Source organism: Streptomyces sp. NPDC001270, assembly GCF_042896695.1.
In the GTDB taxonomy this organism is placed as follows: Bacteria; Actinomycetota; Actinomycetes; order Streptomycetales; family Streptomycetaceae; genus Streptomyces.
On record NZ_JBIAXM010000001.1, the window covers coordinates 501,035 to 516,753 of the forward strand.

11 protein-coding genes are annotated in these 15,719 nt (G+C 71.1%); 7 read left to right on the forward strand and 4 right to left on the reverse strand.

All coding sequences use genetic code 11. The annotated features are described in order from the left end of the window. Positions 1–39: 39 nt before the first annotated feature. The 4 genes from ACFY2B_RS02335 to deoC form a co-directional block, all read right to left on the reverse strand. The gene (locus ACFY2B_RS02335; RefSeq protein WP_390761232.1) at positions 40–2,328 is read right to left on the reverse strand and encodes a FlgD immunoglobulin-like domain containing protein; all 2,289 of its coding nucleotides are present in this window, start codon (positions 2,326–2,328) and stop codon (positions 40–42) included. Positions 2,329–2,558: 230 nt separating this feature from the next. Beyond that, positions 2,559–3,524 carry an aldehyde dehydrogenase family protein gene (locus tag ACFY2B_RS02340; RefSeq protein WP_390761233.1) on the reverse strand — a complete coding sequence of 322 codons (966 nt, stop codon included), beginning with the start codon at positions 3,522–3,524 and terminating at the stop codon, positions 2,559–2,561. After that, entirely contained in the window at positions 3,517–4,947 is a 1,431-nt protein-coding gene (locus ACFY2B_RS02345; protein ID WP_390761234.1) for an aldehyde dehydrogenase family protein, read from the reverse strand. Before ACFY2B_RS02345 ends, ACFY2B_RS02340 begins: the two co-directional genes overlap by 8 nt. 3 nt (positions 4,948–4,950) lie before the next feature. Further along, positions 4,951–5,916 carry a deoxyribose-phosphate aldolase gene (gene deoC / locus ACFY2B_RS02350; RefSeq protein ID WP_390761525.1) on the reverse strand — a complete coding sequence of 322 codons (966 nt, stop codon included), beginning with the start codon at positions 5,914–5,916 and terminating at the stop codon, positions 4,951–4,953. A 220-nt stretch (positions 5,917–6,136) separates the two neighbouring features. Here deoC and ACFY2B_RS02355 point away from each other — a divergent pair, with 220 nt between their 5' ends. From ACFY2B_RS02355 to ACFY2B_RS02385, 7 genes are all read left to right on the forward strand, one after another. Further along, positions 6,137–6,883: a PH domain-containing protein gene (locus tag ACFY2B_RS02355; protein ID WP_390761235.1), complete on the forward strand. Its 747-nt coding sequence runs from the start codon at positions 6,137–6,139 to the stop codon at positions 6,881–6,883. A gap of 251 nt (positions 6,884–7,134) precedes the next feature. Continuing rightward, complete coding sequence (locus ACFY2B_RS02360) at positions 7,135–7,527, forward strand: hypothetical protein (protein ID WP_390761236.1); 393 nt, start codon at positions 7,135–7,137, stop codon at positions 7,525–7,527. Between the two features lie 432 nt (positions 7,528–7,959). Further along, positions 7,960–8,976, forward strand: a complete 1,017-nt coding sequence (gene pstC, locus ACFY2B_RS02365) for a phosphate ABC transporter permease subunit PstC (RefSeq protein WP_390761526.1) — start codon at positions 7,960–7,962, stop codon at positions 8,974–8,976. A 79-nt stretch (positions 8,977–9,055) separates the two neighbouring features. Next, entirely contained in the window at positions 9,056–10,318 is a 1,263-nt protein-coding gene (gene pstA, locus ACFY2B_RS02370) for a phosphate ABC transporter permease PstA (RefSeq protein WP_390761237.1), read from the forward strand. Further along, entirely contained in the window at positions 10,315–12,018 is a 1,704-nt protein-coding gene (gene pstS, locus ACFY2B_RS02375; RefSeq protein ID WP_390761238.1) for a phosphate ABC transporter substrate-binding protein PstS, read from the forward strand. Before pstA ends, pstS begins: the two co-directional genes overlap by 4 nt. After that, positions 12,018–14,486 (forward strand): hypothetical protein, encoded by a 2,469-nt coding sequence (locus tag ACFY2B_RS02380; RefSeq protein ID WP_390761239.1) that lies wholly within the window; start codon positions 12,018–12,020, stop codon positions 14,484–14,486. The genes pstS and ACFY2B_RS02380 overlap by 1 nt, the downstream gene beginning before the upstream one ends. A 250-nt stretch (positions 14,487–14,736) precedes the next feature. Beyond that, a complete protein-coding gene (locus ACFY2B_RS02385) occupies positions 14,737–15,663 on the forward strand; it encodes a substrate-binding domain-containing protein (RefSeq protein ID WP_390761240.1) in 927 nt (308 codons plus the stop codon). The last annotated feature ends 56 nt before the right edge of the window (positions 15,664–15,719 follow it).

The following is a 15,719-nucleotide window of genomic DNA, read 5'->3' on the forward strand; positions in this document are numbered from 1 at the left end:
CACGCCGGGGAAGGGACCGGCCGCCCGGTGCCGCTGTGCTCAGCCGGTGACCGTCACGACGCCCGAGGCCGTCACGTCCGGGCCCGTGCCGTCCGCCGGGGCGGCGGTCAGCCGCCAGGTGTAGCCACCGGCCGCCGCCGGGGCGCCGGACCCGTCCGTGCCGTCCCAGGTGACCCGTACCGCGCTGCGGGTGCCCTCGTCCGTCCAGGTGCGGACGGTCTCGCCGGTCGCGCGGCGGGTGAGCGTCACCTGCCAGGAGGCCGCGGGCTTGGAGAGCCACCAGGTGGCGGACCACGCGCCGGTCGTGGTGCCGGGCGCGGCGGTGCGGGCGACGCGCAGCGCGGAGACGTCGTGCTGCGGCGCGGTGACGTGGACGGTGTCGTCCGCGTCGACCCAGGCGAGTTTGCCCGCGCCCGGGTCGACGGCCCAGGTGGTGCCGCGCCCGTCGCCGTCCGCGGGCTGCTTCAGGCCCGTGACGGTGCCCAGGTCGGCGGTGGCGCCGTCCGTGCCCAGGCCGGTGAGGCGCAGTTCGCCGGACGCCTCGCGATGCGCCAGGAAACGGTCGCCCAGCAGGACGCCGGACGCCGGGGCGGGGAAGGTCTGCCCGGTCGCCAGATCGCGTACGCCCGCCGTGTGCTGCGCGGCGCAGCTCCAGTACAGCAGGGTGCCGCCGAGTTGCAGTTCGTCCGGGACGCAGGCGCTGCCGAGGTCGACGGTGTCGAGGAGGCTGCCGGAGCGTACGTTGATGACTTTCACCGTGCCGGGCTGGTTCAGCGCCGGCTTGAGTAGCCGCTTCTGGTCCAGCACGGCGGCCTGCGCCGGCTGCTCGCGGACGATCAGGTCACGGGCGGTGTCCACGACGTACTGCTCCCCGTTCGCCTCGTAGAGCACGAACTCCGGTGCCGCGTCCAGGATCCGGCCGTTGTGGCCCGGCAGCGGGAAGCTGTCCGCCGGGTGGTCCGGGTCGTCGCCGGTCACCAGCGCGTCGGTGCCCGTGCCGGGGTCGGTGACCAGCCGGGCCGGCCCCTCGTCGGGGCCGTCGGCGAAGCGGCCGGCCGCCAGGCCCGGGAAGGCCGCGAGCGCCGGGCCGTCCGCCGGGTCCGGTCCGGTGCCGATGTCCTTGCCGTTCAACGTCCGCGTTCCGGCGAGGGAGTTGACGTACCGCAGCGTTCCCCGGTCGAGGCTCAGCGCCTCGGTCGTGCCGTCCGCCGTCTTGACGTCCGCCACCTGGCGCAGCGGCAGGCCGGCGACGAGTCCGAGGCCGTCCACGCTGAACAGGTGCACGGCGCGGCTGCCGTCGGCGTCCCTGCCGAGCGCGACCAGCGAACCCTTGCCCTCACTGCGCAGGAACACCTGCTGGACGTCGCTCAGCAGCGTCCGCTCGGTGTCCGCCCCGGCGAACGGCGTCAGGTGCAGCGGGCCGCCGTCGCCCTCGTACCAGAGCACGTTGTCGCCCACCACGAAGGCGGTGACCCGGCTGTCCGGGGTCCGGGTGGCGAGCGGTACGACGCGCGGGGCGGCCGTGCTGCCCAGCGGCATGACCCGCACGCCCGGCTGGTCGCCGCGGGAGAACCAGCTGACCGTGGTCTGCGTGATGCGGAAACTGCTCGCCTCGCCGGTCACGGGCAGCGGGGTGACCGCGCCGTTGTACGCGGTGAGGATGCCGTAGCCCGGGGTGCCGTCGGCGGTGCGGTAGCCGATGACGAGCTGGTTGTAGTAGGCGCCGAGCAGTTCGGGCTCGGCGCCGGTGGTGGCCCCGGCGGGCAGCTTGACGACGGGGTCGCTCGCCGGGCTCCCGCCGCGTGCCACGCGCAACTGGTACGTGCCGTCGCCCTGATCGACGGTGGCCAGTACCCAGCCGTTCGCGACGCGCGGGTTCAGGTAGCCGGCGGGCAGGCTGATGGTGCTGGTGAAGGCGGGGTCCTCGATGCCGATCCGCACGAGGTCCGTGCCGCCGTCCGCGCGCGGCGCCAGGTAGCCGGCGCGGTTGTACTCGTCGTGGGTGGGCACGATGGCGTCCTGCGGTACGCCGTCGAGGGCGGGGACGGACTTGGTGGTGCGGTTGTACGTCGTCGTCCAGAGGTAGCTGCCGCCCTCGCGGTGCAGGACGCCCTGGCTGCCGGTCGCCAGTACCGTCTCGGGACCGTCGCCGTAGGCGTCGGGCGCGGGTATCAGCACCTCGGCCGCGTCGGCCGCGTGCGCCGTCACCGGCAGGACGGTGGTGAGCGTGGCGGCGAGGACGGCGGCGACGGCGGTGGCGGTGGCCGTACGGTGAGTGCGCCGGGTACGGCCGTTCGTGCGCAGGTGATGGAACACCTGACCCCCCAAGTGTTGACCGTTGGCATGCACTTTGCGATGCAAACCCGGGCAACGATACGCGGATATGGGGGAGTTGTGTGTGTGGCATGTATTAATCGTGGAGTCGGTGTCGCTGTCTCCGTCGGCGTCGTCTCGGTGTCCGGCCGGGGCGGTGGGACGGGGCGGCCGTACGGAGGAGAGCCGCGCCTCCCCCGGGCGGAGGGGAGACGCGGCGCTCGGTCATGGGGTGCGGGCGGCGGTCAGTACGACGAGCCCGACGCGCCCAGCGAACCCGTCGGATGCCAGACCGTCTTCGTCTCCAGGAACGCCGTCAGGCGGTCGGTGCCCGGGGTCGCCGACCAGTCGTCCACAGACTGTGGACGCAGGACGCGCTTCAGGTTGTCCGCCGCCGCGATCTCCAGCTCCTTCGCCAGGTCGGTGTCCGCGCCGGCCAGGTCGATCGCGTTGACGTCCTGGTGCGCGGCCAGCGGCGCCGCGATCTCCGCCGTACGGCCGGAGAGCACGTTGACGACGCCGCCGGGCACGTCCGAGGTGGCCAGCACCTCGGCGAGGGAGAGCGCCGGGAGGGGGGACCGCTCGCTCGCCACGACCACCGCGGTGTTGCCGGTCGCGATCACCGGGGCGAGCACCGACACCAGACCGAGGAAGGACGACTCCTGCGGGGCCAGCACGGCGACCACGCCCGTCGGCTCCGGCGAGGAGAGGTTGAAGAACGGGCCCGCGACCGGGTTCCCGCCGCCCACCACCTGGGCGATCTTGTCGGTCCAGCCCGCGTACCAGACCCAGCGGTCGATCGTCGCGTCCACCTGCGTGGCGGCCCGCGCCGGCGACAGGCCCTCCGCGTCGGCGACCTCGCGCACGAACTGCTCGCGGCGGCCCTCCAGCATCTCCGCGACGCGGTAGAGGACCTGGCCCCGGTTGTACGCGGTCGCGCCGGACCACCCGCCGAACGCCTTGCGCGCGGCCACCACCGCGTCCCGGGCGTCCTTGCGGGAGGCCAGGGGCGCGTTCGCCAGCCACTCGCCCTTCCCCGCCGCGTCCGCGGCTGATGCTCCTGCTGTCACCTCGTACACCCGGCCGCTCTCGGAACGCGGGAACTTGCCGCCCACGTACAGCTTGTAGGTCTTGAAGACGCTGAGACGGTTGCTGGGACGGTCGTCGGGAAGCCGTGCGGCGGAGCCGCTCACGGACACGTGGTCAGACATCGAGGTACGCCTCCAGGCCGTGGCGACCGCCCTCGCGGCCGAAGCCCGACTCCTTGTAGCCGCCGAACGGCGAGGTCGGATCGAACTTGTTGAACGTGTTGGACCAGATCACCCCGGCCCGCAGCCGGTTCGCCACCGCCAGGATGCGGGAGCCCTTCTCCGTCCAGATGCCCGCCGACAGGCCGTACGGCGTGTTGTTGGCCTTGGCGACGGCCTCCTCCGGCGTGCGGAAGGTGAGCACCGACAGCACCGGCCCGAAGATCTCGTCGCGGGCGACGGTGTGCGCCTGGGTGACGTTCGTGAACAGCGTCGGGGCGAACCAGTAGCCGGCGGACGGCAGGTCGCAGGCCGGGGACCAGCGTTCGGCGCCCTCCGCCTCGCCCTGCTCGACGAGCGCGGTGATCCGGGCGAGCTGCTCGGCGGAGTTGATCGCGCCGATGTCGGTGTTCTTGTCCAGGGGGTCGCCGAGGCGCAGCGTGGCGAGCCTGCGCTTGAGCGAGTCCAGCAGCTCGTCGTGGATCGACTCCTGGACCAGCAGCCGCGAGCCCGCGCAGCAGACCTGGCCCTGGTTGAAGAAGATGCCGGTCACGATGCCCTCGACCGCCTGGTCGATCGGGGCGTCGTCGAAGACGATGTTGGCGCCCTTGCCGCCGAGTTCGAGGGTGAGCTTCTTGCGGGTGCCCGCGACCGTGCGGGCGATCGCCTTGCCGACGGCCGTGGAACCGGTGAAGGCGACCTTGTCGACGCCCGGGTGCGCGACGAGCGCGGCGCCGGTCCTGCCGTCACCGGTCACGATGTTCACGACACCCCTGGGCAGGCCCGCCTGGCGGCAGATGTCCGCGAAGAAGAGGGCGGACAACGGCGTCGTCTCGGCCGGCTTCAGGACCACCGTGTTGCCGGTCGCGAGCGCCGGGGCGATCTTCCACGCCAGCATCAGCAGCGGGAAGTTCCAGGGGATGACCTGGCCGGCCACGCCCAGCGGCCGCGGCGACGGGCCGAAACCGGCGTGGTCCAGCTTGTCCGCCCAGCCCGCGTAGTAGAAGAAGTGCGCGGCCACCAGCGGCAGGTCGGCGTCCCTCGTCTCCCTGATGGGCTTGCCGTTGTCCAGCGTCTCCAGGACGGCGAGTTCGCGGCTGCGCTCCTGGATGATCCGGGCGATGCGGAAGAGGTACTTGGCGCGCTCGGCGCCGGGCAGCGCCGACCACGTCTCGAACGCCTTCCGGGCGGCGCCGACCGCGCGGTCGACGTCCTCCGCGGTGGCCTGCGTGTACTCGGAGAGCACTTCCTCGGTGGCCGGGGAGACCGTCTTGACCAGGTCGCCGCCCGAGCCGTCGACGAACTCCCCGTCGATGAAGAGGCCGTACGACGGGGCGATGTCGACGATCGCGCGCGACTCGGGCGCGGGTGCGTACTCGAATGCCATGAGTCAGTCCACCGTTACGTAGTCGGGGCCGGAGTAGCGGCCGGTGGCCAGCTTCTGACGCTGCATCAGCAGGTCGTTCAGGAGCGAGGAGGCACCGAAGCGGAACCAGTGGTTGTCCAGCCAGTCCGGGCCGGCCGTCTCGTTGACCAGGACGAGGAACTTGATCGCGTCCTTGCTGGTGCGGATGCCGCCGGCGGGCTTCACGCCGACCTGCACGCCGGTCTGGGCGCGGAAGTCGCGCACCGCCTGGAGCATCAGCAGGGTGTTCGCGGGCGTGGCGTTGACGGCGACCTTGCCCGTGGAGGTCTTGATGAAGTCGGCGCCCGCGAGCATGCCGAGCCAGGAGGCGCGCCGGATGTTGTCGTACGTGGCCAGCTCGCCCGTCTCGAAGATGACCTTCAGGCGGGCGTGCGCGCCGCAGGACTCCTTCACGGCGACGATCTCGTCGTACACCTTCAGATACCGGCCGGCGAGGAACGCGCCGCGGTCGATGACCATGTCGATCTCGTCGGCACCCGCGGCGACGGCCTCGCGCACGTCGGCCAGCTTGACCTCCAGCGCGGCACGGCCGGCCGGGAAGGCGGTGGCGACCGAGGCGACCTTGACGCCGGAGCCCGCGACGGCCTCCTTGGCGACGGCGGCCATGTCGGGGTAGACGCAGACGGCCGCGGTCGTCGGGGCCGTACGGTCCGTCGGGTCCGGGTGGACCGCCTTGGCGCCGAGCGCCCGGACCTTGCCCGGGGTGTCCGCGCCTTCCAGCGTCGTCAGGTCGACCATCGAGATGGCGAGGTCGAGGGCGTACGCTTTCGCGGTGGTCTTGATGGAACGGGTGCCGAGCGAGGCGGCGCGCGCCTCCAGGCCGACCGCGTCGACGCCGGGCAGCCCGTGCAGGAAGCGGCGCAGCGAGCTGTCGGACGCGGTGACGTCGGCGAGAGCGTGGGCCGCTGGTGCGGGATCAGTGGTGGGCATGGTCACCAGACGAGCATATCTACGCGCGTAGCGGCTGTACAGCCCCGTAATGGGGGCGGATGCGGGGGACCGGCCGCCGCCGGACAGGGCCCGGGGCGGCTGTTCCGCGGGTCTCCCGTCCCGTTTCGCCTCGCGGACCACCCCCCTTCCGGTCCACGGCCCCGGGTCCGATCCGATGCCGCGGGGAGGGCCGCGGGCGGCGTCGTGCAGAATCGGGACCATGACGACCCCGGACCACCCGTCTTCCGTGCCACAGCCCCCGGTGCCCACCGCCAAGGACCGGGTGTACCGGTCGCCCGCCGCGCTCACCGGCGGGGTGCTGCTGCTCGCCCTCGTCCTGTGGCTCGGCTTCGACGCACTGTTCACCGGGCACGGCCGGGCCCCGTGGCTGGCCCTCGCCGCGATGATCCTCCTCGTGCCGCTGGTGGCTGCCTTCACCCTGCGCCCGGCCGTGTTCGAGGGTGAGGACCGGCTGCGGGTGCGCAACCCGTTCCGGGTGATCACCCTGCCCTGGGGCGAGATCGCCGGCCTGCGCTCCGGCTACTCGAACGAGGTCGTCGCCCAGTCCGGTGCCAAGTACCAGCTGTGGGCCATCCCCGTCTCGCTGCGGGCCCGTAAGAAGGCCGTCCGGCGGCAGGCGCGGGCCGAGACGGCGGCGCGTCCCGGCGGCCGGTCCGGCGGGTCGGGCGAGTCCGGCACGTCCGGCCGCGGCCGGGCGGGCACGGTGGCCGGTGCGGGCCGCGGCGCGGCCTTCGGCTTCGGCGGCGGCCAGGCGGACGGCGCCGAGCCGTCCGGTCCGGTGCGGGCGGAGACCGACCAGATCATGGACCACCTGCGCGAGACGCTGGAGCGCCGCCGGCCGGAGCAGGCCGCCCAGGGCGAGGTCACGGTGCGCTGGGCGTACGAGGTCGCGGGTCCGGCGGTGGCCGGGGCGGTCCTGCTGGCGATCCTGCTCGCCATGGGCTGACCCGGGGCGGTCGCTCCATGCGCGGCCGGGGGCCGTCGGCCGTCCGCGCGGCAACGTTGTCCCGACGCCTCGGTGAGCGCTTTCCCCGTGTCTTTCCTAGGGGTTGCCAAGGGGATACATCCGGATGAAGCGTGGCCGCGGCCGTCAGTTTTGTCCGCGCGCTCGTACTCCTGTCTCAGTAGATTGCATCTGTCGCCCATAACGCCGTACCTGCGGGTTTTACTCTTCTATTGGGCGGCGGGGGTGGGGACATGGAGCGGTCCGGAGAGACGGCGAGACCCGCCGTCGCCGCGGCGGGAATGAGATGTCAGGTCGACATCGACGGTCAGGGCAGATTCGGCTGGCGTCTGGTGGCGCCCAACGGGCGGTCGGTGGCGGTGTCGCTCACCTGGCACGACACCCACGCCCGGTGTCGCGCCGCGTTACACCGGCTGTGCACGTGCCACGCCGACATGGGCGGTGGTGTGCAGCACAGCTCCGACGGCGGCGGCTGGGTGTGGGCCGTGTGGGACCAGTCGGGCCGGCATCTCGCCGGTTCGGCGCGTACCTACGAACGGCACGCCACGTGCCGTGCCTCCTACGACCGCTTCCGCGCCCTGCTGGTGGAACTGGCTGTGGCGGGGCCCGAATTGTGGGGGGAGTAGCCCGCCCGCCGGGACGCGGCGGTGCGCCGCCCGGATGAGCGGGCCTGCCGATGGACCGGTGTTGCGGCATTCCCGTGTTGCGGCATTCCCGTGTACCGGCATTCCTGTGTACCGGCGTTCCCGCGTACCGGCGTACCGGCAGGCCCCGCGACGGGCCCTGGCTGAGCCGACGCACCGGCCCGGCCCGGTACCGGCCGCCCGGACCCCCGTACCGCTCGCGTGGGCGGTCCGTGCGGGGCTGCCGGCGCGGGCGGAGTCCGGGTGCCGGACGGTGGCCGTGCGGCGCCCGTGTCCCAACCGGCCCTGTTCGGGCGCCGGTTGAGGGTGGGTGGGGCGCGGCGGAGGGTGCCGGATGTTGCCCTTAAGGGGGCTGTAGTTAACCTCTCGGGATGCGCATGTCAATGGGCCGACCGCAGCGTCGGGGGCGTGCCCATGTTGAAGAGACAGCCCCTGCCCGCGTCCGCGGGGGCCGATGACGTACCGAGACGCCTGTACGCCGACCCCGGCCTGCCCGACCGGATCTTCCGCTGGGTGCTGCGCTTTGGCGGTGGCTTCGTGCTGGCCGTCATGCTGCTCGTGGGCGGCTTCCTGCTCTACCGGGCCTGGCTGGCGCTGGACAAGGCCGGCCTGTCGTTCCTGACCACCGCGCAGTGGGCGCCGGACGCCGGACGGTTCGGCATCGCGGCTGTGCTCGTCGGCACCGTGCTGATCGCCGTCGTCGCCGTGCTGGTGGCCGTGCCGCTGGCCACCGGTGCGGCGCTGTACATCGCCGAGTACGCACCGCCGCGGCTGCGCCAGACGCTGATCAGCGTCGTCGACCTGATGGCCGCGGTGCCGTCGGTGGTCTACGGCCTGTGGGGCGCGTTCTTCCTCCAGGACAAGGTCCTGCCCACCGCCCGCTGGATCTCCGCGTACTTCGGCTGGATCCCCGTCTTCCATGTGAACGGGGCCGAGCCGGACGATCCGCTGGCATCCCCGAGCGTCTACACCTCCTCGACCTTCATCGCGGGACTGGTCGTCGGCATGATGATCGCCCCGATCGTCTGCTCGATCATGCGGGAGGTCTTCTCCCAGGCGCCCGCCGGTGAACGCGAGGGTGCCTACGCGCTCGGCGCGACCCGCTGGGGCATGATCCGCAGCGTGGTGCTGCCCTTCGGGCGCGGCGGAATGATCGGCGGCACGATGCTCGGGCTCGGCCGCGCGCTCGGCGAGACGATCGCCGTCTACATGATCATCTCGCTGACCTTCGACATCCAGTGGCACGTCCTCCAGGCCGGCACCAGCTCGGTCTCCTCACTGATCGCCCTGCGCTACGGCGAGGCGAGCGAGTTCAGCATGTCCGCCCTGATGGCGGCCGGTTTCACGCTGTTCGTCATGACGCTGATCGTCAACTTCGTGGCCTCGACCATCGTCGCCCGCTCCCGTTCGGGCGCGGCGAGCGACGCCTGATGCCGCGGCTCCTTCTCCCGCACCGCCAACCCCCCACGGCGCGCCCGCAGTCCCTTACGCCACACAGGAATGAGCGACCATGACCGTTGCCCCTGAAGCGCCCGGTGCGCGTCAGGCGACCGGCCGCCCGCGGACCACGCTGCCGGGTCCGGCCCGCAGCGCCGAACCCGGCGGGGAGCGCCGTCGTGTCCTGACGCAGCTGCGTGCCACCGACACCTACGCGATGGTCGGCGCCGTCGGCGCCGCGCTGTCACTGACCTGGCTGCTGTTCGCCTGGCTGCTGCCGTTCAACGGCGTGGTCGGCTTCGTCGTCATGGCGTACGGCTTCTTCCTCCTGATCTACGCCCTGGTGGTCTCCTTCGACGAGGACGGGCCCGCCATCGTCGACCGGATCGCGGCGGCGGTCGTGCGGTCGCTGGGCTTGCTGCTCGTGGCGATCCTCGCGTTCGTGGTGTTCTACGCGCTCGTCGAGGGCCGCAAGGCGCTCGTGCACCTGAACTTCTTCACCGAGGACATGAAGCTGGCCGGCCCGCTGGAGCCGCTCGGCGTGGGCGGGGCGCTGCACGCGGCGGCCGGCACCCTGATCATGATCACGATCGCGCTGGTCATCACAGTGCCGGTCGGACTGGTCTGCGCGGTGTTCCTGAGCGAGGTGCCCGGTCCGTTCGCCCGGTTCGTGCGCACCATCGTCGAGGCGATGACCGCGCTGCCGTCGATCGTCGCCGGCCTGTTCATCTACGCGACCGCGATCCTGGGTCTGGGCCTGGACCAGTCCGGCCTCGCCGCCGCCCTGGCCCTCTCGGTGATGATGCTGCCGATCATCATCCGGGCCGCCGACGTCATCATCCGGCTGGTGCCCGGCACCCTGCGCGAGGCCAGCTACGCGATGGGCACGAGCCGCTGGCGCACGGTCTGGCACGTGGTGCTGCCGACCTGCCGCTCCGGCCTGACCACCTCCGTGATCCTCGGTACCGCACGCGGCATCGGCGAGACCTCCCCGGTGCTGCTGACCGCGGGCTTCACGAACGAACTCAACCTCGATCCGCTGCACGGCCCGATGGTCTCCCTGCCGCTCGCCACCTTCGAGTTCGTCAAGTCGCCCGAGCCGACGATGATCTCGCGCGGCTTCGGCACGGCGGCCCTGCTGCTGGCGTTGGTACTGCTGCTGTTCGTCGCGGCCCGCGTCATCGGCGGCCGCGGACCGGGCCGGCTGTCCCGCCGTCAGGAACACCGGCGCGTACTCGCCTCGCGGCGTGACGCGCGTCGATTCGCCGAACGCCCGGCGCCCCCCGCACCCACCCCGCACTCCGTCCTCCGTACCGAACCCGGGAGTTCGTCGTGAAACCCGCCACTCGTTTCCGTCTGGCGGCCACCGTGCTGTCATTGCTGTGCGCCCTGCTGGCCGTCCAGACGCCGTCCGCCGGCGCGGCCACCTACGCCAAGATCACCGGCTCCGGTTCGACCTGGAGTTCCAACGCTCTCCAGCAATGGATCACCAACGTCAAGGCCAACTACGGCCTGACGGTCAACTTCTCGGCCAACGGCTCCTCGCCGGGCCGTGAGCAGTTCAAGAACAACACCACCGACTTCGCGGTCTCCGAGATCCCCTACGGCCTCAAGGAGCAGGGCGTCACGGAAGTGCCGCCGAGGCGTGGCTACGCCTACATGCCGATCGTGGCCGGTGGTACGGCGTTCATGTACAACCTCAAGATCAACGGCAAGATGGTCACCAACCTGCGGCTGTCCGGTGACGTCATCACCAAGATCTTCACCGGCAGGATCACCCGCTGGAACGACCGGGCGATCGCCGCGGACAATCCGGGCCTGAACCTGCCGCCCACGCCGGTCGTACCGGTGGTCCGCTCCGACGGTTCCGGTACCAGCGCCCAGTTCACCATGTGGATGTCCAAGGAGTACCCGGACCTGTGGGGCGACTACTGCTCCCGCACCGGCCGTGGCAGCGGCAACTGCGGCATGACCTCCAACTACCCGCTGCTAGGCGGGTCCGCGATGATCTCCAAGGCCAGTTCGCTCAACGTCGCCGGCTTCGTCCGCCAGGCGTCCGGCGAGGGCGCGATCACCTACGTCGAGTACTCCTACGCCAGGAACGCCAACTTCCCGGTGGCCAAGGTGCTCAACAAGGCCGACTACTACGTCGAGCCGACCGCCTCCAGTGTCGCGGTCGCCCTGACCAAGGCGGAGATCAACGAGGACTCGCGCTCCGTCAACTACCTGACGCAGAAGCTCGACAACGTCTACACCTACGGCGATCCCCGTACCTACCCGCTGTCCAGCTACAGCTACATGATCCTGCCGACGAAGGAGGAGGCCGGCTTCACCAAGGCCAAGGGCAACTCCCTCGGCACGTTCGGCCGTTACTTCCTGTGCGACGGCCAGCAGCAGGCGGACCGGCTGGGCTATTCACCGCTGCCGAAGAACCTCGTCGAGGCGGGCTTCGACCAGCTCCGCAAGGTGCCGGGCGCGCCCACCGCCTCCATCAACATCAACGACTGCCGCAACCCCACCTTCTCGGGCGGCGTCAACACCCTGATCAAGAACGCCCCCTACCCCAAGAGCTGCGACAAGAAGGGGTCCACCCAGTGCACCACCGGTACCGCGGGCGCCGCGGGCACCGACACCCCGGTGAAGCCGGGCGCGCAGGGCGGTAACGACTCGGGCGGCTCCGGCTCGTCGTCCGGCGGCTCGTCCTCCGGCGGTTCCTCCGCCACGGGCGGCAGCACCGGCGGTACGGACGCCAACGGCGACGGGAAGCCGGACAGCACCGCGAGCGCCGCGGCTGCCGCCGGCACCTCCGGTGGCGTCATCGACCCCGACACCGGCCAAGTCGTCAGCGGCGACGGGACCGGCACCGGCGACACGTCCGTCGCCGCCAACCCGGTGAGCCTCGCCTCCGACAACGCCCTCGGGATGCGCGGCGCCCTGATGGCCCTGTCGGCCGTACTGCTCGTCGCGGTGGTCGTGGGACCACCGCTCACCGCGCGGGTGCTGGCAGCACGTTCGCGCCGCAAGGGAGAGCTGTGATGAGACGGTTGACGATACGGACAGCTCCCGTGCGGCGGCGGGTGAACGCGGGCGTCGTCTGCCTGCTGTCCGCGCTGCTGCTCGCGGTGCTGCCGCTGCCCAGGGGCGCGGAGCAGGCACAGGCGGCCACCACCGGGTCCTCGGCGGTGACCAAGAGCGGGACCAAGGGGAAGTACGACGACTTCTCCCGTCTCAAGGTCACGGTGCATCAGACGAAGGGCCTGACCTGGCAGGGCGTCAAGGTGTCGTGGACAGGTGGGGCGCCCGCGCCGAAGAGCGCCCAGAAGGTGAACTTCCTGCAGTTCATGCAGTGCTGGGGCGACGATCCGGCGAAGGGCCCGGACCGGACGCAGTGCGAGTTCGGGCAGGAGAAAGGGACGCCGCCGGGCTCCCTGCGACTGGCCTCGGCCACGACCGACCCCGAGGAGTCGGACAGTCTCCCGCAGGATTCCGCCGGTGCGGGTTCCTTCGTGCCCTTCCGGCCGGTCTCGGGGGCCACGACCGCCGGGGCGTACGACACCACCTACTTCAGCTCCGAGAACACCAATTCCGTCTCGTGGATCCCCAACGACGGCAACGGATCGGGCGAGATGGTCTTCGAGCTGCGGTCCGCGGGCGAGTCCGAGTACCTGGGCTGCGGGGCGCGCAGGAACGCGAACGGTGAGATCGAGCCCTGCTGGCTGGTCGTGGTGCCCAGGGGCGAGTACGAGCCGGACGGCTCCTCGGCGGCCAACAAGGCGACCGTCACCTCGGCGCTCAGCCAGTCGAACTGGGACAGGCGGATCGTCTTCCGTCTCGATTTCCAGCCGATCGAGCAGAACTGTGCCGCGGACCAGTCGGAGCGCCCGATCACGGGCTCCGAACTGGCGACCGACGCGGTCACCTCGTGGCAGAGCCAACTGTGCAAGACCGGAGACAGCAGGTTCACCTACGCCACCCAGGGTGAGCCGCAGGCACGTGACGCCATCACGACACCGGGCGCCGGGGGCCTCGCCATGACGGTGAATCCCGTCGAGGCGGCCGAGGGCGGGGTCCAAGTGGTGCACGCACCTGCCGCGATCACCGGCGTGACGATCGGCTTCGTCTGGATGTTCGAGAAGTCGACCTTCGAGTACGTACCGCTGAAAAAGCTGAAACTCAACCAGAGACTGCTGGCCAAGGTACTCACCCAGTCCTACGCCAGTAGCCTGCTCCCCCGGATCGAAGGAAAGCCCGACTACCTGTCCGGAAATCCGGGTTATATCGGAGGGGATCCGGAATTCAGGAAGCTCAACCCCGATTTCGTGGGGGATGATTACCAATCGCCGATCGGTCTGGTCGTCAGCGATGACAACACCGACTCGGCCAGCATGCTCTGGAATTACATTCTGGCGGACCCGGACGCGAGGAAGTTCCTCGAAGGGCAGAAGGACCCCTGGGGCATGAAGGTCAACCCCGCCTACCTCGCGGACGGGGTGATCTCGGACTCCCTGGACTACTTCCCGAAGGCGGACCTCACGGCCACGGCCGTCCCCTGCAAGAACGGCGGTCCCCATGCCCCGAAGACACTGAACCGCAGCGGTCTTGACGTGGTTCCCTACGCGGACAGCATGCACAGTGCGGCGGTGGAGATCCGCCAAGGTGACATCGGCACCGCCTACGAGTGCATGGCCAACACGGCCACCGCCGGCCTGACGAAGCTCGGGCGGCCGTCCCCGGTCGACCAGCGCCAGATGGGCGTCGTGGACAACCCGTCCGCCGTGCGCTACCAGCTGGGCACCGCAGCTCTGCCGAACGCCGACGGAGACTACGTCCAGCCGACCAACGACTCGCTGCTCAAGGCGGTCGCCGAGATGCCCGACTCGGGCGTGACCGGTGTCAGGAAGGCCGATCCCGCCAAGATGAAGGACGGCGCCTATCCGCTGGCCGCCCTGGTGTACGCGGCGGCCCCGCTGGACCAGGCGAAGGACGCGCGCCAGGACTACGCGAGGGTGATCCGGTACGCGGCCGGCCAGGGCCAGACCCAGGGCGCCGAGCGGGGCCGGCTGCCCTACGGATACGCCCCGCTGACCACGGCGCTGCGCCGGCAGGCGGAGCAGGCCGCCGACCGGTTGGAGAAGGGCGTGCCGGACTCCGGCGGATCCTCCTCCGGCGGCACCGCCGGCGGGAGCGACGTCGGCGGCACCGGCAACGGCGCACCGGGCGGCGGCGGGGTGTCGGGCGGTGGCCTGGCCGGCGGTACCGGAGCCGGGTCGGCCGGCGCCGCGTCCGACGGCGGCGCGTCCGGCAGCGGCCGGCCCTCCCCCGTGCCGAGCGAGACCGACCCGGCCAAGCAGAACGTGGCCCAGTCCGGCGGACTCACGCCGTCGGAGGTGCTCGGGCTGATCCGCTGGGTGCTGCTCGGTGTCCTGATCGCGGGCGGTGTGGCGGCCCTCGCCGGCCCGGTCATGCTCCGGCTCTCCGCCCGTCGGGCGGCCGGCGGCGGCTGACCATTCCGCGGCATCCGGATTCCCCGGGGCGCAATCCGGTCCCGGGGAATCCGTACACCGTTCTGTGAATTCCCTTGGATTCGCCTAGGAAATGGTCTCGTAACCTGATGAGCGACTGGAATTGGTGGTTGCCGGTGCGGATCCATGGAAAGTTTTTAGCCGCCGGCCGACGGGCCGGTAAAAGCAATGAAATCCGGATTCCGCTTGACCGTCCCATGCTCGTAATCCGTTTCCACGGAGGAGAACAGAAGTGAACGTCAAGTCCCGTGCTTTCGCCGGTGCCGTCGTCGGTGCCGCCGCCCTGGGTCTCACCGTCATGGCCCCCGTCGCCTCGGCCGACCCGGCCCCCGGCGTCTACCGTGTGCTCGCCGGTGTCGGTTCCGACACGACGGAGGACGTCGTCAACGGCCTGGGCAACGACATCGACGGCGGCTCGCTGGTCGCGTCGTACGACGCGACCGGCTCGGCCAAGATCAAGACCCGCGCGACCGGCTGTGAGATCGACCGTCCGAACGGCTCGTCGAACGGCATCACCGCGCTGAACACCGCCATCGACAACAAGACCGGCTGCCTGGACTTCGCGCGCTCCTCGCGCGGTGTCGCCACCGCCGGCACGGACCTGACCTGGATCCCGTTCGCGTCGGACAAGCTGACGGTCGCGACCCGCGCGGACGGCCCGCTGGCCAACCTGAACGTCTCCACGGCCGACCTGCGTGCCATCTACGCGTGCACCAAGACCACGGTGACCGTGGGCGGCGTCGACCGCCCCGTGACCCCGCTGATCCCGCAGAGCGGTTCCGGTACCCGTAGCTTCTTCCTCACCCAGATCGGCAACCCGACCCTGGGTTCCTGCGTCCACGAGATGCAGGAGCACAACGGTGAGGCGCTCACCCAGGGCTCCGACATCGCCCCGTACTCGGTGGCGAAGTGGACCTCCCAGGTCAAGGGTCTGATCGACGACGTGCACGGTGACACCGTCCTGGGCACGATCGACGGCGGCCAGTACAGCCGTGACGTCTACAACGTGGTTCCGAGCGCCAAGCTGACCGACGCCACCATCGCCGCCACCTTCGTCGGCTCGGGCTCCAAGGTCTGCCAGGCCACGGCCACGATCACGAAGTTCGGCTTCGGCACCGTCTCCACCTGCGGCAACACGTCCCTCAAGGGCGAGAACTGATCACCGCGCAGTAACCCCGCACAACGGCCGGGCACCCAGTGGGTGCCCGGCCCGGC